We start from the raw sequence: 25,667 nt of genomic DNA, 5'->3' as shown, positions 1-25,667 counted from the left end.
TGGGGGTGGGGCCGACGCGTCTGGTGGGCATCGGGTGGTGGCCTTCGGTCGGTGGCCCGGGTGCGGGCCGTGTCACGGGCTGTCGGGAAGCAGCAGGTCAGAGTGTTCCAGCGGCGTACGGCCGCCGTGTTGCACGCGTGTTGCCGCGTGTGACTTTTGGATCAGACGTGAACTCCTGCCTCTGGTCGTGGAACTGAACGGCTGTTACGTTCTGCTGGCTCGGTGCCGACTTGGCTGCCCACACTCAAGCCCCGCCACACCTCGCGCGGCACATCTCCTGTCCCGTATTCCCGACGAACCCTCCAGGGGGACCCCCATGGACGCTGCCACCACGGCCCGCCGCTTCGGCCGGGCCACCGCCCTCGCGATAGCCGTCGCCCTGGCGGTGACCGCGTGCACCTCGGGCGGTGGGGGCTCCGCCGACAACGTGGCCAAGAGCGAGCCGCCGAGCCAGGGCTCCAACGACATCAACCCCAAGTCGCCGGACCAGCTGAAGGACGGCGGGGAGGTGCGCTTCCCGCTGTACCAGTGGATCACCCAGTGGAACCCGTTCCAGGTGGACGGCCGCTACGGCGACGCCGTCGACATCATGCGGGCCCTGGAGCCGTCCCTCTTCTCCACGGACGCGGAGGGCACCTTCCACGCGAACCCGGACTACCTGGTGGACGCCAAGGTCACCTCGGCCTCGCCGCAGGTGATCACCTACAAGCTCAACCCGAAGGCCAAGTGGTCGGACGGCAAGGCACTGAGCTACCTGGACTTCAAGGCCGACTGGGAGGCCAGCAACGGCAAGAAGGACGGCTACAACATCGCCGACTCCTCCGGCTACGAGCTGATCTCCGGCGTCGAGCAGGGCGCCGACCCGTCCGAGGTCAAGGTCACCTTCTCGACGCCGTACGCGGACTGGCAGAACCTCTTCCGGCCGCTGATCCCGGCCGCCGGGATCGCCACCGCCGACGACTTCAACAAGGCCTGGATCGAGAAGATCCCGATCACCGCCGGCGCGCTGAAGCTCGGCGTCGCCGACAAGACGGCCCAGACGATCAGCCTCGTCCCGGACCCTGCGTGGTGGGGCGCCAAGCCCAAGCTGGACAAGGTCACCTTCCGGGTGATGTCCCAGGCGGCGACCACCCAGTCGTTCCTCAACAACGAGATCGACTTCGCGACGGCCGGCACCGCGACCGCCTACGGCCAGCTCAAGGACAACAAGGACACGGTGATCCGCACCTCCAGCCCGTGGGACGAGGTGCACATCTCCTTCGGCGGGGGCGGCGCGCTGACCGACCAGAAGGTGCGTCAGGCGCTCGGCAAGGCGCTCGACCGCGACTCGCTGATCAAGATCGCCAACAATGGCGTGCCGGTGCAGTTCAAGCCGCTCGGCAACCACATCTTCATGCCCAACCAGGCCGGCTACCAGGACAACTCGGGCGAGTGGGCGAAGTTCGACCTGCCCGCCGCGAAGAAGCTGCTGGACGACGCCGGCTGGAAGGAGGCGGGCAGCGGTCAGCCGCGTACCAAGGACGGCCAGTCGCTCGAACTGCACTTCGTGTTCAACGACTCCAGCCCGCAGGCCCAGATCGACCTGTACACCGCGGCCGCGGCGATGTGGCTGCAGGCCGGGGTGAAGGTCGACCTGGACAAGGTGGCGAAGAACGACTTCTTCACCAAGTACATCAACGTGGGCAAGTTCGACCTCGCCAGCTGGCGCAACACCGACTCGTTCCCGCTCTCCCAGAGCCTGACCAACTTCCGCCTGCCGGAGGGGGACAACGTCTTCGGCAACTACTCGAAGCTCGGCACCCCCGAGATCGACGAGTTGCTGAAGAAGGCGGCCGGGACGGTCGACCCGGTGGAGGCCGCGAAGTACTACAACCAGGCGGACGCCAAGATCTGGGAGCTCGGCCACACCGTCGAGCTGTACCAGCGGCCCGAGGTGGTCGCGGCGCGCAAGGGCCTGGCCAACTACGGCGCGTTCGGCCTGGCCTCGACCGACTACACCAAGATCGGCTGGGAGAAGTAGCCGCTGCCCCCGACGCGGCGGTCGCCGCGGGCACGGCGGCGGGACAGGCGCTGGCGAGCAGCGCGGTGATCACGAGGCCGGTGGTGCGGACACGGGTGGGACGGCCTTGCCGCCCCCGCTGTCCTGCCACCGGCCTTGACCTTCCGCGTTGCCCGCAGGCCGCCCGTGTCGTGGGGCCCCGCAGGGCCCGCGCTCGCTTTCCAACCGGGGACGAATGTAGCGGGCGGTCCGGCGGCTCGGGCGGTACGGCGCGGGCGCGCCCGGAAACCCGTCGCGCTGTCACCCGGTTCGCGCACCGGAGCGTCAACTGGGGCTGACGGCAAGGGGAAAGGAACGAAGGAAAAGGGACGGAAGGGGCGGGTCCGGCGTCCGGCGGTCCGCGCCGGTGCGTGCGCCGGGCCCGCCCCGCTGCCAGGATGCGCGGGACAGCCCAGCCGTCCGTCCCCGTCCCGGAGCAGCGCGATGACCAGCGATTCCGCCGCAGTGCCCCACCCGCACCCCGCCGACCCGCCCCCGGTGCGCCGGATGGTCCCGCGCGACCGGAATGAGCGGCACCGGGTCGCCACGCCGCTGGAGCTGTTCTTCGACCTCTGCTTCGTCGTCGCGGTCGGCCAGGCCGGGCGCGAGCTCGCCCACTCCCTCGCCGCCGGGCACTACGGCGAGGGCCTGCGGGGCTTCGTGCTCGCGTTCTTCGCGATCTGGTGGGCCTGGATGAACTTCACCTGGTTCGCCTCCGCGTACGACTGCGACGACGTGCCGTACCGGGTCACCACGCTGGTGCAGATCGCCGGGGTGCTGATCCTCGCGGCCGGCGTGCCGAGGCTCTTCGAGGCGCAGGACATGGTCCTCTCGGTGACCGGCTACGTGGTGATGCGCCTGGCGATGGTCACCCAGTGGCTGCGCGCCGCCGCCAGCGAGGAGGGCCCGGCGTGCGGGGTGGCCCTGCGGTACGCGCTGGGGATCACGCTGTGCCAGGTCGGGTGGGTGGTGGTGCTGCTCCTGCCGCACGGCGCCCGGCCGTTCGTCATCCCGATCGGGGTGCTGGCCGAGCTGGCCGTGCCGGTCTGGGCCGAGCTGCGGATGCAGACCACCTGGCACCCGCACCACATCGCCGAGCGGTACGGGCTGTTCACCCTGATCGTGCTCGGCGAGACGGTCGCGGCGGCGACGGTCGCGGTGCAGTCGGGGGTGGACGAGCACGAGGGGCTGGGGCGGCTGGTGCCGGTGGCGATCGGCGGGCTGCTGATCTGCTTCTCGGCCTGGTGGATCTACTTCGCCCGCCCGGTGCACGAGCACCTGCGCTCCAACCGGCAGGCGTTCGCGTGGGGCTACGGCCACTACGTGGTGTTCGCGGCCGCGGCGGCGATCGGCACCGGGCTGGAGGTCGCGGTGGAGTCGGCCGTGCACAAGGCGGAGATCTCCGCGACGGCGGCCACCGGGACGGTCACCGTGCCGACCGCCGTCTACCTGTTCACCGTCTGGCTGCTGCACTCGCGGCACACCAAGACCGGTGCCGCGCAGGCGCTGGCGCCCACCGGCGCGGTGCTGGTGCTGGCCTGCACGGCGCTCGGCGGTTCCGGGGTCCTGGCGGCCGGCCTGGTGTGCGCGGCGATGGTGGCCGTCGGGGTCGCGATGCACGCCAGGGAGGCGTGAGCGGCCTCCGGGCGCAGCCCGAGCAGCATCGGCTCGTGCCGGGCGAGCCAGGCCAGGTAGGCCGGGTTGACCTTGGCGAGGTCCAGGTAGGCGGCCCGCAGTTCGCCGTACAGCGCCTCCAGGGCGGTCGGGGCGAGCGCGCGCGGCCGCCAGGTGAGCAGCAGGCGGACGGCGAGCGGATCGCCGTGGACCGGGCGCACGACCGTCCCGGGGCCGGGCAGGGACGTCGGCTGGCAGGGGCGGACGGCCTCGCCGGAGGCGACCAGGTCGGCGGCGGTGGTGTTGTCCCGGACCTGCACCACCCGGGGGTTGAGGCCGGCCTCGCTGAACACCCGGCGCATCGCCGCGTACTCGTGGTCGGCGGTCGGGTCCACCATCCAGGTGTCCTCGGCGAGGTCGGCGAGGTGGACGACCGGGCGGGCGGCGGCCGGGTGGCCGGCGGCGAGCGCGACGAACTGCGGCTCGCGGGCCATCAGGACCCGGTGCTCGGCGTCCGGGGGCACGCGCAGCGGGAAGCCCTCGCTCTCGTACACGAAGGCGACGTCGAGCTGGTCGGCGGCGACCATCCGCAGCAGGGCGCTGGCGGAGATGTCCACGTGGATGGTGGTGTCGGTGTCCGGCAGCCGCTCGTGGACGCGGCGCAGCCAGGCCGCCACCGCCCGGCTGCCGACGCTTCCGATCCGCAGCCGCCGCCGGCTGCCGGGGCCGGCCGACTCCCGGGCCTCCTGGCGCGCGGCGGCGACCAGCGCCGCCATCTCGGTGATCACCGGCCGGGCCCGGGACAGCACGGAGTGGCCGAGCGCGGTGGGCCGGCTGCCGGTCTGCTCGCGGGTGAACAGGGTGCCGCCGATGGCCCGTTCGATCCGGTGCAGCTGGGTGGTGAGGGAGGGCTGGGTCATGCCGAGCCGGAGCGCCGCCTTGCGGAGGCTGCCGGTGTCGGCTATCGCGCACAGCACCCGGAGGTGTCTCACGTCGAGCTCCACGTCGGGAGCATAGACGCCGACGACCCTTGTCGCCAAGGACATGACACGAATCAACACGGCGGAGGCCCACCGGTATTGACCGGCGTTATCGCCGGTTGACATCATCCGCGACGGCCGTGCCCGGGGGGAATCTGGGGCAGCGATTCCAGCCCCCGGCCGGCAGGCCCGGGGCACCCCCACATTCCGCCCGCCGCCGCCGGCCCCCAACCGGCACCGGTGGCCGGGCGTTTCGCGATCCGGAGCCCCCACATGTCTCGATCCGTCATGTCCCGATCCGTGCTGTCCGCCGCCCTCGGCGTCGCGCTCGCCGCGGGTCTCGCCGCCCTGCCCGGGACGGCCGTCGCCGCACCCGTCGCACCGGCCGCGAGCGTCGCGGGCTACACGCCCGCGGCCGGCTCGGCGTACGCCGGTTCGGCCGCCGAAGCTGCCGACAACCAGGCGTTCTTCCAGGCCGTCATGGCCTCCGCCAAGGCCAAGCAGGCCGCCAACCCGTGGCTGCTGACCGTCACCGTCACCTACGACACCGGCAACGCACCGTCCTTCACCAGCCAGATATCCCAGGCCGCGCAGATCTGGAACGGGTCGGTGCGCAACGTCCAGCTCCAGGAGAGCGGCGGTCAGGGCGACTTCTCCTACTACGAGGGCAACGACTCGCGCGGCTCGTACGCCAGCACCGACGGCCACGGCCACGGGTACGTCTTCCTCGACTACCAGCAGAACCAGCAGTACAACTCCCTGCGCGTCACCGCGCACGAGACCGGGCACGTGCTCGGCCTGCCCGACCACTACTCGGGGCCGTGCAGCGAGCTGATGTCCGGCGGCGGACCCGGCCCGTCCTGCACCAACCCCTACCCGGACGGCAACGAGCGCGGCCAGGTCGACGAGCTGTGGGCCAACGGCGCGGAGTAGCCGGGGCCCGATCGGGGTGCGGCGGGCCGTCCGGCCGGAATCGGGCGGCCCGCCGCGCGGTTGCTTCCCCGGGGCGGAGCCTAATCGCCCGGGCAGCGGAATGCCAGGGGTGAGAAAGGGTCAAGTCAAGCCAAAGCCGATTCAAAGGCCGGGAAAATCGGGGGTATTGGACAGGGCTATCGCGGGTTGACATCATCCGCCCCGCCGCCGCGCTGCCCGAAGCTCGGTGGACATCACCCGTTCACCAGGTGCCCCCCACGGCCGGCCCCCACCGGCCACGCACCGCAGGAATCGGAGCCCCCACATGTCTCGATCCGTCATGCCTCGATCCGTGCTGTCCGCCGCCCTCGGCCTGGCACTCGCCGCGGGTCTCGCCGCCCTGCCGGGGACGGCCGTCGCCGCGCCCGCCGCCCGGGCGGCCTCCGGCTACACCGCCTCCGCGTCCGCCGGCTCGGCGTACGCCGGTTCGGCCGCCGAGGCGGCCGACAACCAGGCGTTCTTCCAGGCCGTCATGGCCTCCGCCAAGGCCAAGCAGGCCGCCAACCCGAACCTCGCGACCGTCGTCGTCACCTACGACGCCAGCAGCGCCCCGTCGTTCCGCACCCAGATATCCCAGGCCGCGCAGATCTGGAACGGCTCGGTGGGCAACGTCCAGCTGCGCGCCGGCTCGGCCGCCGACTTCCGCTACTACGAGGGCAACGACTCGCGCGGCTCGTACGCCAGCACCGACGGCCACGGGCGCGGGTACGTCTTCCTCGACTACCAGCAGAACCGGCAGTACAACTCGCTGCGGGTGACGGCCCACGAGACCGGGCACGTGCTCGGCCTGCCCGACCACTACTCGGGGCCGTGCAGCGAGCTGATGTCCGGCGGCGGGCCCGGCCCGTCCTGCACCAACCCCTACCCGAACGGCACCGAGCGCAGCCGGGTCAACTCCCTCTGGGCGCGCGGCTGACCGACCCCCCCCCGGAACCGCCCGGCCGCCGTGGGCCGCGGCCGGGCACCCCCGGTTCTGTCGGTGGCGCGTGCGAGCATGCGGGCGAGACCCCGTCCGCCCGACCCCGCGAGGTGCCGCCCCCGTGCCGAACACCGCCCCCAACGTGCCCGACTTCCCCGACCGCCTCGCCGACCTGCGCTTCGCCGACCTGCTCCGCCCGCACACCGGGCCGCTGCGCGCCGACGAGCGCTACGACACCGTGCACTTCGACGGCGGCGAGTACACCGACCAGGCGGCCGCCGGGGCGACGTTCCTGGAGTGCGCGCTCACCGGCGTCGCCTTCAGCGGCGTCAAGCTGCGCCAGGCCCGCTTCACCGACGTGTGGGTGCAGTCCGGCCGCTGGGTGGCCTGCGACCTGAGCGACGGCGAGTGGCAGGACAGCGCCTTCGTCGGCGGCGTGCTGGCCGGGATCGCCGCGCACGGCTCGGCCGTGCGCCGGGTGGTGTTCCGCGGCTGCAAGCTGGAGGCGGTCAACCTGCGGGCGGCCGTCCTGCGGGACGTCGTCTTCGAGGACTGCCTGCTGCGCGACGTGGACTTCGCCGACGCGAAGCTCACCCAGGTGTCGTTCCCCGGTTCGACGCTGGAGGAGGTCCACCTGCGCGGGGCCGCGCTGACCAGGACGGACCTGCGCGGCGCCGCCCGCCTCGGCCTCCCGGACGGCCACCTGGGGCTGCGCGGCGCGATCATCAACTCGCACCAACTCCTGGAGCTGGCGCCGCAGTTCGCCCACGCCCTGGGCATCACCGTCCAGGACCGCTGAGGCCCGCCGGCCGGTCCCCCTCCCCTTCACATCCTCGGAGTTTCCGTCCCCCGTTCAGCCGGTGGTCGCTCGATGACGGCCGGACGAACAGTCCACCAACCCTCCCGCCCGCATCTGGTGGGCCGGTTCGGCGCCGGTGGAGACTGCTCCGCGATCGATGAGCCCCGACTTGTGCACACAACATCGGTAGTGAAGGGACGGGCTGGGCTGATGGCCGAGCTGAGTCGTAGGAAGTTCGTGACGCTGTCCGGAGCCGCCGCCGCGGGCCTGGCCATGACCGGTGCCGGGGGCGCGGGGGCGGCCCCGACCGCCGCGGGCGCGGCGCCCGCCGCCGTGAACACCGCGGCGCTGTCGCAGACCGGCACCATCGCGGACGTGCAGCACGTGGTGATCCTCATGCAGGAGAACCGCAGCTTCGACCACTACTTCGGCATGATGAAGGGCGTGCGCGGTTTCGCCGACCGCAGCGCGATCCAGATCGCCGGCGGCTACAGCGTGTTCAACCAGCCGAACGGCACCGGCCGCCAGTACCCCTGGCAGTTCAGCCTCACCAAGCCGGCCGGCGGCGCCGACCCCGAGCGCCTCGCCCAGTGCAACGGCGACCTCGCCCACGGCTGGAGCGACCAGCACAAGGCCTGGAACAACGGCAGGATGGACTCCTGGGTCGCGGCCAAGGGCAACGTCCGCACCCTCGGCTTCCTCACCCGCCAGGACATCCCGTTCCACTACGCGCTGGCCGAGAACTGGACCATCTGCGACGCGTACCACTGCTCGGTGCTCAGCGCGACCGGCCCCAACCGCACCTACCACTGGTCCGGCCAGATCGACCCGGCCGGCACCGCGGGCGGCCCCGCCTACGACGGCGGTGACGAGAAGGGCCTGCGGTGGCAGACCTACGCCGAGGCCCTGGAGGCCGCCGGCGTGAGCTGGAAGGTCTACCAGAACGCCGCCGACAACTACGGTGACAACGCCCTCGCCTACTTCAGCCAGTTCGCGGGCGCCCCGGCCGGCAGCGCCCTGGCCGTCAAGGGCATGGCGTCCGTGCCCGCCGTCACCGGCAGCACCCCGGACGACATCGTCGCCGCGATCAAGGCCGACGTGCTGGCCGGCACCCTCCCGCAGGTCTCCTGGATCGTCCCCGACCAGGCCTCCTCCGAGCACCCGTACGCCACCCCGGCCGACGGCGCGCACTTCGTCCACAACGTGATCGACGCGCTCAACGCCGACCCGAACGTCTTCGACTCCAGCGTCCTGTTCATCAACTACGACGAGAACGACGGCTTCTTCGACCACGTCCCGCCGCCGGCCGCCCCGGCCGGCACCCCGGGCGAGTTCTACAGCGGCACCAACATCGGTCTCGGCTTCCGCGTCCCGATGATCGCGGTCTCGCCCTGGACCCGCGGCGGCTGGGTCAACTCCGAGACCTTCGACCACACCTCGGTGCTGCGCTTCCTGGAGACCTGGACGGCCGCCATCGGCGCACCCGCCACCTGCCCGAACATCAGCGACTGGCGCCGGCGCGTGTGCGGTGACCTGACCAGCGCGTTCGACTTCGCCAACCCGGTCTACGGCCTCCCGGCGCTGCCCGACACCTCGCAGACCATCGGCCTCGCCGCCTGCGGCCCGCTGTCCAACCCGGCGCCGGTCAACAACCAGCTGCCCGTCCAGGAGTCCGGCACCCGCCCGGCCCGCGCGCTGCCCTACCAGCCCAACGCCAACCTGGACCACCTGGAGTTCGGCTCCGGCGGGGTCATGAAGGTCTGGATCAGGATGGCCAACGGGGGCACCGCCACCAAGTCGGCCCACTTCTCCGCCTACGCCAACGCCTACCGCAGCGGCGGCCCGTGGCAGTACACCGTCGACCCGGGCGGCAGCACCAGCGACTTCTTCAACTGCGGCACCGGCTTCGGCAACGGCCCGTACGACCTCACGGTGGTCGGCCCCAACCGCTTCCTGCGCCGCTTCAAGGGCGACGCCACCAAGGCGGGCAAGAACGCCGCCGTCACCGCCTCGTACGCGGTCGAGCCGGGCACCGGCAAGCTGGCCCTCTACTTCGCGCTGGCCAACACCGGCAGCACCGCGCTCACCTTCACCATCGCGTCGAACAACTACCGCACGGACGGCCCCTGGACGTACCGGGTGCCGGCCGGCGGCAGCACCAGCGACTTCTTCAATTCGGTGGCCTACAACAACGGCTGGTACGACTTCACCGTCACGGTGGACGCCGACAGCAGCTGGTCGCAGCGGTTCACCGGCCACCTGGAGACCGGCGCCCCCAGCGTCAGCGGCTGACCGCCCCGCCCGAGGGGCCCCGGGGGAACCACGGATCGTGGACCTCCCGGGGCCCCTCCGGCGTCAGCAGGGTGAGCGTGAGCGGCGCCGCCGCGTACTCGGCCAGCAGCACCGAGCCGTGCCGGGTCTCCAGCTCGGCCTGCACGGGCACGCGCAGCTTGCTCAGCGCGCGCCGCAGCTGCAGCGCGTCCCGCCGGCTGACCGGCTGCGGGGCGCGCAGCACCAGCCGCAGCGGGCTGAGCGGTCCGGTCACCGGCACGCCGGTGCCCAGCTCGTAGCCGACGGCGCCGATCGGGCCCCAGGCCAGCCGGTGGTCCGCCGCCAGCTCGCCGACCGCCGGCAGCAGGGCGAGCGCCGGGACCTGCGCGACCCGGCCCGGCGCCAGCAGGGCCCGCCGGGCCGGGAGCTGCTCGGGACGGAAGGTGCGGGCCACCACCGCCCAGGGCGCGAGCGCGTGCAGCAGCTGGCCGCGGTGCGGGCCGCGCACCGTCACCGGGATCCAGTGCTCGGGCGCCGTGACGTCCCCGGTGCAGCGCACCGGGTGCGGGGTGTCCACCGGGGAGCCGACCACGGCGGGCGCCCTGGCGACCGTCACCCACGGGTGCGCGCGGAGCACCGCCCGCGCCCAGTCCGGGAGTTCGCCGCCGCCGAGCGGGCGCAGCGAACCTGGGCACTGCATGAGCAGCAGGTCGTGCGGGCCGGGCAGCCGCCCGTCCAGCGCGGCGAGCGGCCCGACCAGGCGGCGCGGGCCGCCGTGCTGTTCGTCGATGGCGTTCCTCACACCCCCACCGTCCGCCCGGCCGGGACCGGCCCGCTACGGCCCTTCGATGCGTTCGACCGGGACCAAAGACTCAACGCACGCCGCGTCGAGGCCCGACGTGCGCCCGTCCGGTCGTGGTGTGAGAGTGGGGGACAGCCCGGTATCCGTCCGGAGGAGGAGTCATGGGCATCTTGGACAGGATCTTCCACAGGGGGCACGAGGCCGCCGGGCCGGACGCCACCGAACGGGCCGCGCTCGCCCACGACGAGGCGGCCGACGCGTACAGCGACGACATCGAGCGGACGCGCGAGATGCGCGAGTCGCAGCGGCAGCAGGTCCAGGACCAGGCCGAGGCCGACCGGCGGGCCGCCGAGAACATGACGGCCGAAGGCGACCCCTGGGACTGATCCGAAGGACACTCCCTAGCCCCTCGGCGGCAGCGGCGGGCGCCGCAGGTCCGGCCGGGGGGTGTCGTCCGGCGGGGGCGCGGCGGCGGGGGCGTCCTCCAGCAGCTCCAGCGCCAGCTGGACGGCCGTGTGCAGTTCCGGGTGCCGCCCGCCGGCCCAGTCGCGCGGGCCCCGCAGCACGTGCACGTCGGGTTCGACGCCGTGGTTCTCCACGGACCAGCCGAGTCCGCCGGTGAACCAGGACGCGTTCTTCGGCACCGAGATCTGGGTGCCGTCGCCGAGGGTGTGCCGCCCGGTCATCCCGACCACCCCGCCCCAGGTGCGGGTGCCCACCACCGGTCCGAGGCCGAGCAGTTCGATCGCCGCGATGATCACGTCGCCGTCCGAACTGGTGGCCTCGTCGGCGAGGGCGACCACCGGTCCGCGCGGGGCGTTGCGCGGCCAGCGGACGGGCTGGCGGTCGCGGGTGAAGTCCCAGGCGAGGACGCGCCGGGTGAGCTTCTCCAGGACGAGTTCGGAGACGTTGCCGCCGGCGTTGCCGCGGACGTCGAGGACGAGGGCGGGCTTGTCGAGCTCGCGGCGCAGGTCGCGGTTGAACTGCGCCCAGCCGGAGCCGCCGAGGTCGGGGATGTGCAGGTAGCCGCACCGCCCGTCGCTGAACTCCCGTACCAGGGCGCGGCGTTTGACCACCCAGTCCTGGTAGCGCAGCGGCCGTTCGTCGGTCAGCGGGGTCACCGTGATCCGCCGCACGGGGGAGCCGGGGTCGCTGCGCAGGCCGATCTCGACGGTGGTGCCACCGGTGCCGGCGAGCAGCGGGAGCGGGCCGCGCACCGGGTCGACCGGGCGCCCGCCGATCTCCAGCAGTTCGTCGCCGTCGCGCACGCCCTGGGCGGCGAGCGGGGCGCGGGCGCGCGGGTCGGAGGACTCGCCGGGCAGCACCCGGTCGACCAGCCAGCGGCCGTCGGGGGAGCGGTGGGCGTTGGCGCCGAGCAGGCCGAGCGGCTGCTGGGCGAGCGAGGGGCCCTCGCCGCGGCGGGACGGGGTGACGTAGGCGTGCGAGGTGCCGAGTTCGCCGAGGAGTTCGCGCAGCAGGTCGGCGAAGTCGTCCGGCCCGGCGATCCGGTCGAGCAGCGGCTCGTACTGGGCGACCAGGGCGGGCCAGTCGAGGCCGGACATCCGGTCGTCCCAGAACTGGTCCCGGACGATCCGGGCGGCCTCGTGGTAGGCCTGGCGCCACTCGGCGGCGGGGTGCACGGTGTGGTTGATCCGGCGCAGGTCCACCGGGGTGCCGGCGGAGGGGGCGCCGACCGGGACGATCCGCAGGGTCCCGGCCGAGTAGACCGCGATCGAGCCGCCGTCGCCGGACACCGCGTACCCGTCGAGCTTGTCGACCAGGGTGGAGCGGGTGCCGCGGGCGAGGTCGAAGTGCTCCAGCGAGGGGCGGCCGGAGGTGTCGTCCGGGCTGGTGAAGGTCTGTCCGAGGGTGCCGGAGATCGGCCAGCGCAGCCAGACCAGGCCGCCGCGGACGGCGTCGGTGGCCGAGTACTTGGAGGCGATCACCGGGAACTGCAGCAGCCGCTCGCCGATGCCCTGCGGGTCGACCCGGACGGTGCCGTCGCCCCCGCCGTCCCCGCGCGGGCCGCCGTCCTCGGCCGGTGCGGCGAACGGGGACGGGGTGTCGGCGGTGAGCGGGACGAGGTAGGGGCGGCAGCCGAGCGGGAAGGAGAGGTCGCCGGTGTGGACGTCGTGGACGGGGTCGAAGCCGCGCCAGGACAGGAAGGCCAGGTAGCGGCCGTCCCGGGTGAACACCGGCTGCTCGTCCTCGAACCTCCCGTCGGTGACGTCGGTGATCGGGGCGGGCGCGTCGGCGCGGGTGAGCCGGATGCGGCGCAGCGAGCGCCCGGCGGCGGGCTGGGACCAGGCGATCCAGTGCGAGTCGGGGGAGAACCGGGCGCTGGAGACGGGCCCGTGGGCGGAGGCGGCGACCTCGCGGACCTCGCCGTCGGCGGCGGTGACGAGCAGGAGCCGCCCGTCCGAGGTGGCGGCGGCCAGCCGGGTGCCGTCGGGGGAGGCGGTGAGCTCCAGGACGCGGCCGAGCCGTCCGGCGGCGAGCACCCGGTGGCGGTGCCGCTCCCCGCTGGTGTGTTCGAGGGGGCCGTCGTGCCCGGGCAGCGGCATCACCTCGACGGCGTCCGCGCCCTCGGCGTCGGTGATCCAGGCGGCCTCGCCGGTGTGCCCGAGCATGACCGGCAGCCGGGTGCGCACCCCCGGGGTGTCGGCGAGCGCGCGGGCCGGGCCGTCCTTGTGGGTGAGCCAGTACTGGCTGCCGCGCACCGTGATCACCCCGGTCCGGCCGGTCTGGTCGCAGGCGAGGTCCTTGACCTGGCTCGCGGCACCGACCTGGTAGGGGCGGCGCCCGGCCCGCGCGCCGCCGAGCGGGACGTGCAGCCGGTGCGGCGCGGGGGCGTCCAGGCCGTCCAGCAGCCAGAGGTCGCCCGCGTGCTGGTAGACGATCCGGGTGCCGTCGGTGGCGGCCTCGCGGGCGTAGTAGGAGGCGTGGTCGGTGTGGCGGCGCAGGTCGGTGCCGTCGGGCCGGCAGGAGTAGACGTTGCCGATGCCCTCGTGGTCGGAGAGGAAGGCGATCCGGTCGTCGGGGGGCTCGCCGACGGTCATCGGTGAGGCGAGGTGGCCGCGGTGGCCGGGGAGCACCTGCTCGCCGTCCACCCAGAGCCGGCCGGTGGCGCCGCCGCGGTAGCGCTTCCACGCGGCGGGCTCGTGCGGGGCGGCGCCGGTGAGCAGGACGGTGCGGTCGCGGCTCATCTGGGCGTCGCCGACCGGACCCCAGGGCATCCGGCGGCCGGGGGAGCCGTCCGGGGGCAGCGCGTGCGCCCAGGTGTAGTGGCCGAAGGGCTCGTGGAAGGAGGTGACGGCGAGCACCTCGCCGTCCGGCAGCCAGCCGCGCACCCGGGTGTCCTGGCTGCCCCAGTGGCTGAGCCGCTGCGCCTCGCCACCGGCGGTGGGGGCGGTCCACACCTCGGGGGTGAGGCCGAGCCAGCTGGTCCAGGCGAGGGTGGCGCCGTCGGGGGAGAAGCGGGGGTGGCTGACCCGGGTGCGGTCGCAGGTGACCCGCCAGGCCCGGTCGGTGGTGGCGCCGCCGGTGAGCCGGGCGATCCAGACGTCGTCCTCCGCGGTGAAGGCGAGCAGGTCCCCGTGCAGGTGGGGGTAGCGGAGGTAGCCGGGCGAGGTCACCCCTCCATCCTTCGACGGGGTGTCACGCCCGGCAACCGGGGCGGGCCGCGGGGGCGGGCCCCGACCGGTCTGGACCATTGACACCTCCCCGCCGCATCCACTTCAGTGGTCTAGTCCAACTTGGGTGCCAGGCCGGGCCGTTCCCCCCACTGGCGCGTGCTCCGGCGTGCCCTCGGACGTCCCCCACGACCACGCCCCCGCAGGAGCCCCCGCATGAGCAGAACTCCCCCGACCTCCCGTCGGCGCCCGTCCCGCGCCGCGCTCGCCGCCGGCACCGCCTCCGCCGTCGCCGCGGCCACCCTGGCCGGCCTCACCCTGGGCCTCGCCCCCGCCGCCTCGGCCGGCGAGTTCCTGGTCAACGGCGGCTTCGAGTCCGGCTCGCTCGGCCCCTGGAGCTGCTCCGGCGGCACCGGCAGCGTCGTCGCCAGCCCGGTGCACAGCGGGAGCTACGCCCTGTCCGGGGCCGCCGGCGCGAGCGACACCGCCCAGTGCGCGCAGACCGTCGCCGTCGCCCCCGGCACCACCTACACGCTGAGCGCGTGGGTCAACGGCTCGTACGTGTACCTCGGCGTCGACGGCGGCGGCCCGAGCACCTGGACCCCGGGCACCGGCGGCGCCTACCAGAAGCTCAGCGTCAGCTTCACCACGGGCGCCACGCAGACCAGTGCCACCGTGTACACCCACGGCTGGTACGGCCAGGGCACCTACTACGCGGACGACGTCTCGCTCGACGGGCCGGGAGCGCCGAGCCCGAGCCCGACGTCGACTCCTACGCCCACCGCGTCGCCCACGCCCGCCGCGTCGCCCACGCCCACCGCGACCCCGACCGGCACCCCGACGGGCACGCCCACCGGCACCCCCCAGCCCGGCGGCCACGCCCTGGTCGGCTACCTGCACGCGAGCTTCGCCAACGGCGCCGGCTACACCCGGATGGCCGACGTCCCGAACTCCTGGGACTTCATCGACCTCGCCTTCGGCGAACCCACCTCGCCCACCTCCGGCGACATCCGCTTCAACCGCTGCTCCACCACCGACTGCCCGACCGCCGAGTCCGACGCCGACTTCAAGGCCGCGATCGCCGCGAAGCGCTCCCAGGGCAAGAAGGTGCTGATCTCGATCGGCGGCCAGAACGGCCAGGTCCAGCTCACCACCACGGCCGCCCGGGACGCCTTCGTCAGCTCGGTCTCGGCGATCATCGACAGGTGGGGCCTGGACGGCCTGGACATCGACTTCGAGGGCCACTCGCTCTCCCTCGACACCGGCGACACCGACTTCAGGAACCCGACCAGCCCGGTCATCGTCAACCTGATCTCGGCGCTGAAGACCCTCAAGGCCACGTACGGGCCTGCCTTCGTGCTGACCATGGCGCCGGAGACGTTCTTCGTCCAACTCGGCTACCAGTACTACGGTTCCGGCCCGTGGGGCGGCCAGGACCCGCGTGCCGGCGCCTACCTGCCGGTCATCCACGCGCTGCGCGACGACCTCACCCTGCTGCACGTCCAGGACTACAACTCCGGCTCCGTCATGGGCCTGGACAACCAGTACCACTCGATGGGCGGCGCCGACTTCCACGTCGCGATGACCGACCTGCTGCTCAAGGGCTTCCCGGTGGCGGGCAACACCAACAACGTGTTCCCGCCGCTGCCCGCCTCGAAGGTCGCCATCGGCATGCCGGCCACCACCAACGCGGGCAACGGCTACGTCGCCCCGGGCGAGGTGGACAAGGCCCTGGACTGCCTGACCAAGCTCACCGACTGCGGGACGTACGTGCCGCGTTCGGGTGCCCAGCCGAACCTGCGCGGGCTGATGACCTGGTCGATCAACTGGGACCGGTTCGGGGGAGGGGAGTTCTCGAAGAACTTCGACGCCTACTACGGCCGCTGACCCGCGGCCTCGCAGTCCCGAAGTCCCGCAGTCCCGTGCTTGAACCTCACACCGGTGTGAGGTTCGAGCATGGTCCGCATGACGACCGCACAGAACACGCAGACCACGCAGACCGCGAAGCCCGTATCCCGTACGGCACTTCCGTACCCCGCCCTGCTCGCGCTCGCCACCGCGGTGTTCGTCACCGCGCTGACCGAGACCCTGCCCGCCGGTGTCCTGCCCGGGATGAGCGGGTCCCTCGGCGTCGGCGAGTCGGCGACCGGCCAGACCGTCACCGTCTACGCGCTCGGCACCGCCGCCACCGCGATCCCGCTCACCGCGGCCACCTCCGGCTGGAGCCGCAAGCGGCTGCTGCTCACCGCGATGGCCGGCTTCGCCGCCGCCAACACGGTGACCGCGCTCTCCTCGGACTACCCGCTGACGATGGCGGCCCGCTTCGTCGCGGGCGTGGCGGCCGGTCTCGCCTGGGCGCTGCTGGCGGGCTACGCGCGCCGGCTGGTGCCCGCCGAGCTGCAGGGCCGGGCGATCGCGATCGCGATGGCCGGCATCCCGGTGGCGCTCTCCCTGGGGGTCCCGGCCGGCACCTTCGCCGGTCAGGCGCTCTCGTGGCGGGTGCCGTTCCTGGTGATGACGGCGCTGGCGCTCGGCGTGATCGGCTGGACCGCCGCCGTCCTGCCGGACCAGCCCGGCAGGACGGCGGGGGAGCGGGCACCGCTGCGGCGGGCGCTCACGGTGCCGGGGGTCGTGCCGGTGCTCGCCGTGACCCTGCTCTTCGTGCTCGCGCACACCATCCTGTTCACCTACATCGCGCCCTTCCTCGCCCGGGCCGGGCTCGGCGGCTCGACCGACTCGGTGCTGCTGGTCTTCGGCCTGGCCTCGCTGGTGAGCATCTGGTTCGTCGGCGCGCACATCCACCGCAGGCTGCGTGCGCTGACGATCGGCGGCGCGCTGCTGGTCGCGGTGACGGCGGGCGTCCTCGCGGTCGGGTCCGGCAGCGCGCCGCTGGTCTACTTCGCGGCGCTCCTCTGGGGCCTCGGCTGGGGCGGGGTGCCGACCCTGCTGCAGACCGCCGTCGGCGACGCCGGCGGGGAGCAGGCCGACGCGGCCCAGGCGATGCTGGTCACCCTGTGGAACGCCGCGATGGCGGGCGGCGGGGTGGTCGGCGGCCTCGTGCTCGGCCGCCTCGGCACCGGCGCACTGCCGTGGACGGTGCTCGCCCTGGTGCTCCCCGCCCTCGCGGCGGTCCTCGCCGCCCGCACCCACGGCTTCCCGGCCCGCCGCGGCTGACCGAACAGGGGCCCTAGCCGAGCAGCAGGTTGGTGCTCAGCAACGAGTCCGCGAGACCCGCCGGGGCGGTCGCGAGGGAACCGGCCGAGTACGGGGGCCGCGGGTCGTACTCGATGACCAGCTGGATCGCCTCGGCGGTCGCGTCCCCGGCGATGCGGCCGGTCAGCGTCAGGGCCAGGTCGATGCCGGCCGAGACCCCGGCGGCCGTGGCGTACTTGCCGTCGATGACGACCCGCTCGGTGCCGGTCGGCTCGGCGCCGAAGCCGGTCAGCGCGTCGAGGCAGCACCAGTGCGAGGTGGCCCGGCGTCCGGCGAGCAGTCCGGCGGCGCCGAGCAGCAGGGAGCCGGAGCAGACCGAGGTGGTCCAGGTGGTGGTCGCGTCCACCCGCCGCACCCAGTCGACCAGTTCCCCGTCGGCGAGGGCCGGCTCGGTCCCGGGGCCGCCGGGCACGAGCAGCACGTCGGCGGTGTCGACCTCGTCGAGGGCGGCGTCGGCGGTGAGCGCGAGGCTCTTCATGTCGGTGCGGACCGGCCCCCGCCGGGCCGCGGTGAACACCACCTCGGCACCGGGGATGCGGGACAGCACCTCGTACGGGCCCACGGCGTCCAGGGCGGTGAAGTCGTCGTACAGCAGGACGGCGATGCGCATCAGTTTCCTCCGGGAGGGCTGGGGTGGAAGCGGCGGCGGTATTCGGCGGGTGGTGCGGCCAGGGTCCGGACGAAGGCGCGCCGCATCGCCTCCGGGGTGCCGTAGCCGCAGGCGCGGGCGATCTCCTCGATCCCGTCCCCGGTGTCCTCCAGGCGGCGCCGGGCGGCCTCCAGCCGGACGCCGTCCACGTACCGGCCCGGGGTGACCCCGACCTCGGCGGCGAAGGCGCGGGCGAAGTGCCGCGGCGAGAGCGCCGAGCGCCGGGCCAGCGCCTCGACCGAGAGGTCCTCCTCGGGGTGCTCGGCGATCCACCGCTGGACCTCGCGCAACGGGTGCCGTGCGGCCACCTGGGCGGCCAGCTGGGTGCTGAACTGGGCCTGGTTGCCCGGCCGGCGCAGGAACACCACCAGGTGGCGGGCGATCAGCAGCGCGGCGTCGCGCCCGAGGTCCTCCTCGACCAGGGCGAGCGCGAGGTCGATGCCGGCCGTGACCCCGGCCGAGGTCGCGACGTGCCCGTCCCGGACGTGGATCGGGTCGGGGTCGACCTCGACGTCGGGGAAACGCCGGGCCAGGGCGTCGCAGTACGCCCAGTGGGTGGTCGCCCGGCGCCCGGCGAGCAGCCCGGCCTCGGCGAGCAGGAAGGCGCCGGTGCACACCGACGCCACCCGTTCGGCCCGGTCGGCCAGTTCCCGGATCCGCGCCACCAGGGCCGGATCCGGCGCGTCCGTGCCCTCCCCGCCGGGCACCAGCAGGGTGTGCACGGGCCCGACGGCGGCCAGGTCCGCGTCCGGCAGCACCCGCAGGCCGCTGCAGCTGCGCACCGGCCCGCCGCCCGCGGCGGCGAGCGTGACCCGGTACGCACCCGGCTGCCCGGCGGCGGCGCCCGCTCCCGCGAACACTTCCAGGGGGCCGGTGACGTCCAGGCTCTGCACGCCGTCGTAGAGGACGACGACCACGCTGCGCGTTCTCATGCGGTCAGCCTGTCAGCGGGTCGGGACGGCAGCAATGACCTGTTTCCCACCTTTCCTGCCACCGGCCGCCCCCGGCTGCCCTCGGCCCAGGGGGAACGCCGAAACGCCGGAAGGCCCCCCGCTCTCGCGAAGGGCCTTCCGGCTGTCTGTGCGCCGCCAGGGACTCGAACCCCGGACCCGCTGATTAAGAGTCAGCTGCTCTAACCAACTGAGCTAGCGGCGCCTGCTGACGCGGAGAACATTACCTGGTCAGCGGCGGAAACACACAATCGGCCCGGGGTGCCCCGCCGACGGGCGTCACGCGGTGAGGACGACCTTCCCCCGGACGTGCCCGGTGGCGACCATCCGGTGGGCGTCGGCGGCGCGCTCCAGCGGGAAGGTCTCGGCGACCTCCAGGCGCAGGCCGCCCGCCTCCCACAGCTCGACCAGCTCGGCCAGCCGGGCGGCCGTCCGCTCCGCGCGCAGCTGCCGCAGCCCGAGCCGCTCGGCGGTCGCGTAGTCGACGACCGTGCCGATCCGGTCCCGGTCGGCGACCAGCTCGACCGAGGCCTCCAGCGCGCCCCGCCCGGCGGCGTCGAACGCGGCGTCCACGCCGTCCGGCGCGAGCGCCCGGACCCGTTCCACCAGTCCGTCGCCGTACGCGACCGGGATCGCGCCCAGTTCGCGCAGGTAGTCGTGGTTGCACTCGCTCGCGGTGCCGATCACGGTCGCGCCGTAGGCCCGGGCGAGCTGGACGGCCACCGTGCCGACGCCGCCGGAGGCGCCGTGCACCAGCACGGTGTCGCCCGGGCCGACCTTGAGCAGGTCGAGGGCCATGTGCGCGGTCTGGCCGGAGGCGGAGAGCGAGCCGGCCTGCTCCCAGGGCATCCCGGCCGGTTTGGCGACCAGGTGCGAGGTGTCCACGACGACGAACTCGGCCTGGCTGTCGAGTACCCGGAAGCCGATCACCTCGTCGCCGACCTCCCAGCCGTAGCTGCCGGGACCGAGCTGGTCGACCACGCCGGCGAACTCGTTGCCGAGCACCAGCGGGCCCTCGGCCACGACGCCCGGCGGCCGGAAGCCCGCCCGGATGGCGAGGTCCACCGGCTGCACCCCGGCGGCGTACACCCGGACCCGCACCTGGCCCGGCCCGGCGGTGGGGGTGGCCACCTCGACGACCCGCAGGGCCTCCGGGCCGCCGGGCTCGGGGACGGTGACTGCCTTCATCGGGGGGTCCTGCCTCTCGTCGGTGGTGCGGCCGGTGCTTCCTTCCGATCATCTGACCTCAAGTGCGCTTGAGGTCAACTGCCTTCCCGGCGTGTCCTCCCGGATGGGCGCATTGTCAGATTTATCCTGGGCGGCGCTCAGCCGTCCGTCGCCCGGTCGTCCCCGCCGTCCGCCGCCCAGCTGTCCGTCGTCCGCCGCCCAGCCGTCCGTCGTCGAGAGGAAACCCCCCGTGGGCCAGCTGCCCCTGTTCTTCCTGGTGCTGCTCGCCTCGGTGGTGACCCTGCCGCTCGCGCGCCGCACCGGCGTCCCGCAGCCGGTCCTGATGACGCTGCTCGGCATCGTCATGGCGCTCGTGCCGCAGATCCCGGACATCTCCGTCGAACCCGAGCTGATCCTCCCGCTGGTCCTGCCGCCGCTGATCTTCGCCGTCGCCCGGCGCTCCTCGGTGCGCTACTTCAAGGCCAACATCCGGTCGATCCTGCTGCTGGCCGTGGCCCTCGTCGTGGTCACCACGATCGCGGTGGCGGGCGCCGTCCACTGGCTGCTGCCCGCCCTGCCGCTCGCCGCGGCCGTCGCGGTCGGCGCGCTGGTCTCCCCGCCCGACCCGGTCGCGGCCGTCGCCGTGGCCGGCAGCGTCGGCCTGCCGCGCCGCCTGGTCGCCATCCTGGAGAGCGAGGGCCTGTTCAACGACGTCACCGCGATCGTCATCTACTCGCTCGCCATCGACGCCGTGGTCGGCGGCGACTTCTCGCCCGGCCACGCGGTGCTGCGCTTCGTCCTGTCGGCGGTGCTCGCCGTCGTCGTCGGCGTCGCGCTCGGCTGGGTCAACACCAAGCTCGCCGAGCTCCTGGAGGACCCGACCCAGCAGGTCGCGCTCAACCTCCTGGTCCCGTTCGCCGCCTACACGATCGCCGAGGAGATCCACGGCTCCGGCGTGCTCGCCGTCGTCGTCTGCGCGCTCTACCTCGCCGAACGGGCCGCCGACGCGGACGCCGTCTCCTACCGGCTGGTCGGCAACGCCTTCTGGGAGGTCGTCGAGATCCTCATCACCGGCGTCGCCTTCGGCCTGATCGGCCTCGAACTCGCCACCGTGCTCAAGGAGGCCGGCCAGGGCTGGACCGGCTTCATCGGCGACGCGAGCATGGTGATCGCGGTCGTCGTCGTGGTCCGCCTGCTCTGGCTGCTCCCGGCCGGCTGGCTGTCCCGGCGGCTGCGCGCGGGGGACGACGAGGACACCCCGTTCAGCTGGAAGGAGAGCGTGGTCCTCTGGTGGTCCGGCATGCGCGGGGTCGCCACCGTCGCCCTCGCCCTGGCCATCCCGCTCACCGTCGACTCCGGCGCCGGCTTCCCCGAGCGCGGCCGGCTGGTCTTCATCGCCTTCAGCGTGGTGCTGTTCACGCTGCTCGTCCAGGGCCTGAGCCTGCCCTGGCTGGCCAAGCGCTTCCAGCTCGACCTCGACCAGGACCGGCACGAACAGGCCGTCCGTCAGCTCTGGTGGCGCGCCGCCCGGGCCGGGCTCGACCGGCTGGGCGAACTGGAGGAGCAGGACCGGCTGCCCGCCGAGGTCGCCGACCGCCTGCGGGACCGTCAGCACGACCGGCTGGCCCGGCTCTGCCCCGAGAAGTACGCCGAGGAGGAGGCCTCCGAGGCGAAGCTGCGGCTCTCCCAGTGGCGGGCCGCCCGGGACGTCGAGCAGGAGATGATCGCCGCCTCGCGGCGCGAGATGCTGGTCGCCCGCAGCGAGCTCGGCGCCGACCCGGAGCTCGTCGACCAGGTGCTGCGCGGGCTCGACCTGCGCTCCGAACGCAAGTGACGCGCCGTTCGTGCCGGAGCGTCCACCCGGAGTCCACCGCAGTCCACCCGCAGTCCACCGCACTCCGGACGTGCCCGTACGGAATGTGCGCCGCTCCCTCCGGCGTTGCATAGGCTGGCCCCGGGCAGGCCGTCAACGGAGTCGGCGCACCACCGGAACCCGCACGACCTCGCGAAGAGACCCTCACCGCCTGGCCCTGCCGGTATCTGCACCCAGATGAATCGAGGAACACCGATGTCGGAGACCAGCGCCGACGCCCGCACGCCGCTCGACCGCACCCCGCAGTGGGCCGCCCTCGGCAAGCACCGCGCCGAGTTCGGCGACACGCACCTGCGCGAGCTGTTCGCCGCCGACCCCGAGCGCGGTCGCCGCTACACCCTCGGGGTCGGCGACCTGCACGTCGACTACGCCAAGCACCTGGTCACCGACGAGACCCTGGAGCTGCTGCGCGAGCTCGCCGCGGCCACCGGCGTCGCCGAGCTGCGGGACGCGATGTTCCGCGGCGAGAAGATCAACAACACCGAGCAGCGCGCCGTCCTGCACACCGCGCTGCGCGCCCCGCGCGGCGCCGTCGTCGAGGTCGACGGCGTGAACGTCGTGCCCGGCGTGCACGCCGTCCTCGACAAGATGGCCGCCTTCGCCGACCGGGTCCGCGGCGGCGAGTGGAAGGGCCACACCGGCAAGCCGATCCGCACCGTCGTCAACATCGGCATCGGCGGCTCCGACCTCGGCCCGGCCATGGCCTACGAGGTGCTCCGCTCCTTCGCCAAGCGCGACCTCGACGTCCGCTTCGTCTCCAACGTGGACGGCGCCGACCTGCACGAGGCCGTCCGCGACCTGGACCCCGCCGAGACGCTGTTCATCGTCGCCTCGAAGACCTTCACCACCATCGAGACCATCACCAACGCGGTCTCGGCGCGCACCTGGCTGCTCGACGGACTGGACGCCGGCACCGGGGCGGTGGCCAAGCACTTCGTCGCGCTGTCCACCAACGCCCAGGGCGTGCACGACTTCGGCATCGACACGGCCAACATGTTCGAGTTCTGGGACTGGGTCGGCGGCCGCTACTCCTACGACTCGGCGATCGGCCTCTCGCTGATGCTCGCCATCGGCCCGGACGCCTTCCGCGAGATGCTGGACGGCTTCCACCTCGTCGACGAGCACTTCCGCACCGCCCCGCCGGAGGAGAACGTCCCGCTGCTGCTGGGCCTGCTCGGCGTCTGGTACGGCGCGTTCTTCGACGCCCAGGCGCACGCGGTGCTGCCCTACTCGCACTACCTGTCCAAGTTCACCGCCTACCTCCAGCAGCTGGACATGGAGTCCAACGGCAAGTCGGTGGACCGCGCGGGCAACCCGGTGAACTGGCAGACCGGCCCGGTCGTCTGGGGCACCCCGGGCACCAACGGCCAGCACGCCTACTACCAGCTGCTGCACCAGGGCACCAAGGTGATCCCGGCCGACTTCATCGGCTTCGCCCGGCCGGTCGCCGACCTGCTCCCGGGCCTGGTCCCCCAGCACGACCTGCTGCTGGCCAACTTCTTCGCCCAGACCCAGGCGCTGGCCTTCGGCAAGACCGCCGAGGAGGTCGAGGCCGAGGGCATGCCGGCCGAGCTCGTCCCGCACAAGACGTTCAAGGGCAACCACCCGACCACCACCGTCCTGGCCGGCGAGCTGACCCCGTCGGTGCTCGGCCAGCTGGTCGCGCTCTACGAGCACAAGGTGTTCGTCCAGGGCGCGATCTGGAACATCGACTCCTTCGACCAGTGGGGCGTCGAGCTGGGCAAGGTGCTCGCCAAGCGGATCGAGCCGGTGCTGCTCTCCGGCGAGGGCGCCGAGCAGCTGGACAGCTCCACCGCCGAGCTGGTCGCCCGCTACCGCGCGCTGCGCGGGCGCTGAGCCGTCGGGCCGCCCGTCCTCCGCGGGCGGGCGGCCCCCGGCAGTCCCGGCGCCACCCGACGCGGAAACGCCGGAAGGCCCCTCGCTCTCGCAAGGGGCCTTCCGGCTGTCTGTGCGCCGCCAGGGACTCGAACCCCGGACCCGCTGATTAAGAGTCAGCTGCTCTAACCAACTGAGCTAGCGGCGCCTGCTGACAGAGAAGACTCTAGCAGCGGCCCCGGCCCGCGCCAAAATCGAATACCGGTCGCGCGCTGTTCACCGCGCGGTCACCGCCGGCCCGGCGGGGCCCGCCGCGACCGGCTCGCGCGAGGCCCGGACGCACGCCCACAGCACCACCGAGGCGCCCGGCAGCCACGGCTCCCGGTCCTCCGGCGCGACGATCCACCGGCCGGCGCCCAGCCCGGGGGAGTCCGGGCCGTGCACCATCCGCTGCACCGGCGGCACCGTCACCGTGTCGCCCTTGCCGTGGCAGAGCAGCGGCGGCACGTCCCGGGCCCATTCCTCCCAGGCCAGCAGCCTGCGCAGCCGGGGCGCCGCGCCCGGCTGGACGAACAGCAGGGTCCGCCCGCGGTAGGCCGCGACCGGCCCGCAGCCCGGCCCGGAGGCCCACAGCTCGTCCAGCACCCGGCGGCCGAACAGGGACGGCATGCTGATCACGTCGAACGCCCGCCCGCACGGCAGCACCGACGGCGCCCACGGGCGGGACTCCCACAGCGCGCGCATGCTGCGCGGGTACTCGCTCGCCGAGGCCAGCCAGGCCTCCCCGGCCACGGTGACGTACTCCACCGACTGATAGGTCCAGATCTCCACGCACAGCAGCGTGCGCGCTGCGCGGGCGCGGCCGGGCGGAAAGGGCCGTTCGCCGGACAGGCCGGCGCGCGGCGGCGTACCCTTCCGCCCCGCGCATATGCCAGGGGCGAGTTTCCGGAGCCCCGGATCCGACCGGTGCGCGGTCCCGGGGCTCAGTCCTCGTGGCGGCGCGGCTGGAGCAGGCCGCGGCCGTACTCGATCATCTTGGTGGCGTAGTCGGGGGTCCAGTCCGCCCGCTGCGCGATGTCGTCCGCCGACAGTGCGTCGAAGCGGCGCGGGTCCGCGAGCTGCGCGGCGGCGACCGCCTGGAAGTCCGTGGCCCGCTCGGCGGCCGCGCGGAACGCCAGGGCGAGCTCGGTCGAGCGGCGCAGCAGCTCCGCCGGGTCGTCGATCGACTCCAGGTCGAAGAAGCGTTCCGCCTCCGGCTCCGCCGCCTGCGGCTCGAACAGCAGCTGCACCGGACGCAGCCGCCGGGCCGGCGCGGACGGACCACCGGAATCGGACGCCATCGCGTGGGAGTCGGGCATGGACGGACACCTCCGGGTGCTCGGTGAGGGGCGGACGGCGGTTGCTCCGGGGCCGCGCCGCCCGGTCGGGCCGCCGTCCATTGTCGCGCGGAGGCGGCCGATGACGGAACGGTGCGCGTGCGGGCGCTATTCCCCCGTGCGCGCCCCCGGCGCGCCCCGGACTCCCGCGAGCCGGACACCTTCGGGTGGTCCCTCCCGTGCCGCGGCATCGGGGCGGGGACCGGGCCGTTGTGCCGGGTGATCCCTTCGTCGACCAACGGAACCCCTACAAGGAGAACCATGCGTGTGCGGAAGGCCTTCCCGGTCCTCGCCCTGCCCCTCGTCCTCGCCTGCGCGTCCCCGGCCGCCGCCGCCGAGACCACCGTCGTGGTGACCGGGGCCAAGAGCGCCCCCGGCGGTGGATCGACCGCGACCTGCCCCGCCCACAGCCACCTGACCGGCGGCGGCTACACCTTCGCCCCCGCCGGCCCCGGCGACACCGTCCTGGTCAACGCGCCCGCCCCCGGCGCCCCGGGCACCTGGTCGGCCCGCGCCGACCACGGCGTCGTCACCGCGTACGCGCTCTGCGAAACCGAGGACTGACCGCCCCCGGGG

At 73.7% G+C, this 25,667-nt stretch carries 19 protein-coding genes, 2 tRNA genes and 1 pseudogene; 12 read left to right on the top strand and 10 right to left on the bottom strand.

Features of this window, described 5'->3' with window-relative positions; translation table 11 throughout:
- Positions 1-316: 316 nt before the first annotated feature.
- Entirely contained in the window at positions 317-2,020 is a 1,704-nt protein-coding gene (locus ACFVSN_RS42730) for an ABC transporter family substrate-binding protein (protein WP_380508791.1), read from the top strand.
- Positions 2,021-2,482: 462 nt separating this feature from the next.
- Positions 2,483-3,673 carry a low temperature requirement protein A gene (locus ACFVSN_RS42725; RefSeq protein WP_387958902.1) on the top strand — a complete coding sequence of 397 codons (1,191 nt, stop codon included), beginning with the start codon at positions 2,483-2,485 and terminating at the stop codon, positions 3,671-3,673.
- Positions 3,674-3,777: 104 nt separating this feature from the next.
- Here the strand turns inward: ACFVSN_RS42725 and ACFVSN_RS42720 are convergent.
- Positions 3,778-4,698: pseudogene (locus tag ACFVSN_RS42720) on the bottom strand (LysR family transcriptional regulator); the annotation flags it as partial.
- A gap of 222 nt (positions 4,699-4,920) precedes the next feature.
- Between ACFVSN_RS42720 and snpA (ACFVSN_RS42715) the strand changes: the two are divergent.
- The 4 genes from snpA (ACFVSN_RS42715) to ACFVSN_RS42700 all read left to right on the top strand — a co-directional run bounded on the left by snpA (ACFVSN_RS42715) (position 4,921) and on the right by ACFVSN_RS42700 (position 9,614).
- Positions 4,921-5,565 carry a snapalysin gene (snpA, locus tag ACFVSN_RS42715; RefSeq protein WP_387958900.1) on the top strand — a complete coding sequence of 215 codons (645 nt, stop codon included), beginning with the start codon at positions 4,921-4,923 and terminating at the stop codon, positions 5,563-5,565.
- Positions 5,566-5,884: 319 nt separating this feature from the next.
- A complete protein-coding gene (snpA, locus tag ACFVSN_RS42710) occupies positions 5,885-6,520 on the top strand; it encodes a snapalysin (RefSeq protein ID WP_380508788.1) in 636 nt (211 codons plus the stop codon).
- 124 nt (positions 6,521-6,644) lie between these two features.
- Positions 6,645-7,322 carry a pentapeptide repeat-containing protein gene (locus tag ACFVSN_RS42705; RefSeq protein ID WP_380435213.1) on the top strand — a complete coding sequence of 226 codons (678 nt, stop codon included), beginning with the start codon at positions 6,645-6,647 and terminating at the stop codon, positions 7,320-7,322.
- Between the two features lie 210 nt (positions 7,323-7,532).
- The gene (locus tag ACFVSN_RS42700; RefSeq protein WP_387958897.1) at positions 7,533-9,614 is read left to right on the top strand and encodes a phosphocholine-specific phospholipase C; all 2,082 of its coding nucleotides are present in this window, start codon (positions 7,533-7,535) and stop codon (positions 9,612-9,614) included.
- Here ACFVSN_RS42700 and ACFVSN_RS42695 read toward each other — a convergent pair.
- Positions 9,604-10,395 (bottom strand): phosphoribosyl-dephospho-CoA transferase MdcG domain-containing protein, encoded by a 792-nt coding sequence (locus ACFVSN_RS42695; protein WP_387958896.1) that lies wholly within the window; start codon positions 10,393-10,395, stop codon positions 9,604-9,606. The genes ACFVSN_RS42700 and ACFVSN_RS42695 overlap by 11 nt on opposite strands.
- Before the next feature lie 161 nt (positions 10,396-10,556).
- On the opposite strand from ACFVSN_RS42695, the gene ACFVSN_RS42690 reads away from it, so the two are divergent.
- The gene (locus ACFVSN_RS42690; RefSeq protein WP_380435216.1) at positions 10,557-10,781 is read left to right on the top strand and encodes a hypothetical protein; all 225 of its coding nucleotides are present in this window, start codon (positions 10,557-10,559) and stop codon (positions 10,779-10,781) included.
- A 15-nt stretch (positions 10,782-10,796) separates the two neighbouring features.
- Here ACFVSN_RS42690 and ACFVSN_RS42685 read toward each other — a convergent pair whose 3' ends face one another.
- The gene (locus tag ACFVSN_RS42685) at positions 10,797-14,108 is read right to left on the bottom strand and encodes a S41 family peptidase (RefSeq protein WP_380435217.1); all 3,312 of its coding nucleotides are present in this window, start codon (positions 14,106-14,108) and stop codon (positions 10,797-10,799) included.
- Positions 14,109-14,243: 135 nt separating this feature from the next.
- Here ACFVSN_RS42685 and ACFVSN_RS42680 point away from each other — a divergent pair, with 135 nt between their 5' ends.
- Positions 14,244-15,914 carry a chitinase gene (locus ACFVSN_RS42680; RefSeq protein WP_387958894.1) on the top strand — a complete coding sequence of 557 codons (1,671 nt, stop codon included), beginning with the start codon at positions 14,244-14,246 and terminating at the stop codon, positions 15,912-15,914.
- 78 nt (positions 15,915-15,992) lie between these two features.
- Positions 15,993-17,201, top strand: a complete 1,209-nt coding sequence (locus ACFVSN_RS42675) for an MFS transporter (RefSeq protein WP_387958892.1) — start codon at positions 15,993-15,995, stop codon at positions 17,199-17,201.
- A 13-nt stretch (positions 17,202-17,214) separates the two neighbouring features.
- On the opposite strand, the gene ACFVSN_RS42670 is transcribed toward ACFVSN_RS42675, so the two are convergent.
- The 4 genes from ACFVSN_RS42670 to ACFVSN_RS42655 all read right to left on the bottom strand — a co-directional run bounded on the left by ACFVSN_RS42670 (position 17,215) and on the right by ACFVSN_RS42655 (position 20,027).
- On the bottom strand, positions 17,215-17,850 hold the full coding sequence (locus tag ACFVSN_RS42670; RefSeq protein ID WP_380435220.1) for a DJ-1/PfpI family protein: 636 nt from the start codon (positions 17,848-17,850) through the stop codon (positions 17,215-17,217).
- The gene (locus ACFVSN_RS42665) at positions 17,850-18,821 is read right to left on the bottom strand and encodes a GlxA family transcriptional regulator (protein ID WP_387958891.1); all 972 of its coding nucleotides are present in this window, start codon (positions 18,819-18,821) and stop codon (positions 17,850-17,852) included. Before ACFVSN_RS42665 ends, ACFVSN_RS42670 begins: the two co-directional genes overlap by 1 nt.
- A gap of 149 nt (positions 18,822-18,970) precedes the next feature.
- Positions 18,971-19,044, bottom strand: a tRNA-Lys gene (locus ACFVSN_RS42660).
- 74 nt (positions 19,045-19,118) lie between these two features.
- Positions 19,119-20,027 carry an NADP-dependent oxidoreductase gene (locus tag ACFVSN_RS42655; RefSeq protein WP_387958890.1) on the bottom strand — a complete coding sequence of 303 codons (909 nt, stop codon included), beginning with the start codon at positions 20,025-20,027 and terminating at the stop codon, positions 19,119-19,121.
- 229 nt (positions 20,028-20,256) lie between these two features.
- Between ACFVSN_RS42655 and ACFVSN_RS42650 the strand changes: the two genes are divergently transcribed.
- On the top strand, positions 20,257-21,840 hold the full coding sequence (locus ACFVSN_RS42650) for a Na+/H+ antiporter (RefSeq protein ID WP_380435223.1): 1,584 nt from the start codon (positions 20,257-20,259) through the stop codon (positions 21,838-21,840).
- Between the two features lie 234 nt (positions 21,841-22,074).
- Positions 22,075-23,736: a glucose-6-phosphate isomerase gene (pgi, locus tag ACFVSN_RS42645; RefSeq protein WP_387958888.1), complete on the top strand. Its 1,662-nt coding sequence runs from the start codon at positions 22,075-22,077 to the stop codon at positions 23,734-23,736.
- Between the two features lie 113 nt (positions 23,737-23,849).
- Here the strand turns inward: pgi and ACFVSN_RS42640 are convergent.
- The 3 genes from ACFVSN_RS42640 to ACFVSN_RS42630 form a co-directional block, all read right to left on the bottom strand.
- Positions 23,850-23,923: transfer RNA gene (locus tag ACFVSN_RS42640), tRNA-Lys, on the bottom strand.
- A 68-nt stretch (positions 23,924-23,991) separates the two neighbouring features.
- Complete coding sequence (locus ACFVSN_RS42635; protein WP_380445947.1) at positions 23,992-24,546, bottom strand: bifunctional DNA primase/polymerase; 555 nt, start codon at positions 24,544-24,546, stop codon at positions 23,992-23,994.
- A 152-nt stretch (positions 24,547-24,698) separates the two neighbouring features.
- Positions 24,699-25,073 (bottom strand): hypothetical protein, encoded by a 375-nt coding sequence (locus tag ACFVSN_RS42630; protein ID WP_380445948.1) that lies wholly within the window; start codon positions 25,071-25,073, stop codon positions 24,699-24,701.
- A 279-nt stretch (positions 25,074-25,352) separates the two neighbouring features.
- On the opposite strand from ACFVSN_RS42630, the gene ACFVSN_RS42625 reads away from it, so the two are divergent.
- A complete protein-coding gene (locus ACFVSN_RS42625; RefSeq protein ID WP_387958886.1) occupies positions 25,353-25,655 on the top strand; it encodes a hypothetical protein in 303 nt (100 codons plus the stop codon).
- Positions 25,656-25,667: the final 12 nt, after the last annotated feature.

Origin of the sequence: Kitasatospora sp. NPDC057904 (assembly GCF_042887925.1) — a bacterium.
Lineage (GTDB): Bacteria > Actinomycetota > Actinomycetes > Streptomycetales > Streptomycetaceae > Kitasatospora.
This window is presented reverse-complemented; position numbering and strand designations above follow the sequence as displayed.

Coding starts and splice junctions, on each gene's coding strand:
- ACFVSN_RS42730 (WP_380508791.1), top strand. CDS start 317: ATGGACGCTGCCACCACGGCCCGCCGCTTCGGCCGGGCCACCGCCCTC.
- ACFVSN_RS42725 (WP_387958902.1), top strand. CDS start 2,483: ATGACCAGCGATTCCGCCGCAGTGCCCCACCCGCACCCCGCCGACCCG.
- snpA (WP_387958900.1), top strand. CDS start 4,921: ATGTCCCGATCCGTGCTGTCCGCCGCCCTCGGCGTCGCGCTCGCCGCG.
- snpA (WP_380508788.1), top strand. CDS start 5,885: ATGCCTCGATCCGTGCTGTCCGCCGCCCTCGGCCTGGCACTCGCCGCG.
- ACFVSN_RS42700 (WP_387958897.1), top strand. CDS start 7,533: ATGGCCGAGCTGAGTCGTAGGAAGTTCGTGACGCTGTCCGGAGCCGCC.
- ACFVSN_RS42690 (WP_380435216.1), top strand. CDS start 10,557: ATGGGCATCTTGGACAGGATCTTCCACAGGGGGCACGAGGCCGCCGGG.
- ACFVSN_RS42685 (WP_380435217.1), bottom strand. CDS start 14,108: ATGGTCCAGACCGGTCGGGGCCCGCCCCCGCGGCCCGCCCCGGTTGCC.
- ACFVSN_RS42680 (WP_387958894.1), top strand. CDS start 14,244: ATGAGCAGAACTCCCCCGACCTCCCGTCGGCGCCCGTCCCGCGCCGCG.
- ACFVSN_RS42675 (WP_387958892.1), top strand. CDS start 15,993: ATGACGACCGCACAGAACACGCAGACCACGCAGACCGCGAAGCCCGTA.
- ACFVSN_RS42670 (WP_380435220.1), bottom strand. CDS start 17,850: ATGCGCATCGCCGTCCTGCTGTACGACGACTTCACCGCCCTGGACGCC.
- ACFVSN_RS42665 (WP_387958891.1), bottom strand. CDS start 18,821: ATGAGAACGCGCAGCGTGGTCGTCGTCCTCTACGACGGCGTGCAGAGC.
- ACFVSN_RS42655 (WP_387958890.1), bottom strand. CDS start 20,027: ATGAAGGCAGTCACCGTCCCCGAGCCCGGCGGCCCGGAGGCCCTGCGG.
- pgi (WP_387958888.1), top strand. CDS start 22,075: ATGTCGGAGACCAGCGCCGACGCCCGCACGCCGCTCGACCGCACCCCG.
- ACFVSN_RS42630 (WP_380445948.1), bottom strand. CDS start 25,073: ATGCCCGACTCCCACGCGATGGCGTCCGATTCCGGTGGTCCGTCCGCG.
- ACFVSN_RS42625 (WP_387958886.1), top strand. CDS start 25,353: ATGCGTGTGCGGAAGGCCTTCCCGGTCCTCGCCCTGCCCCTCGTCCTC.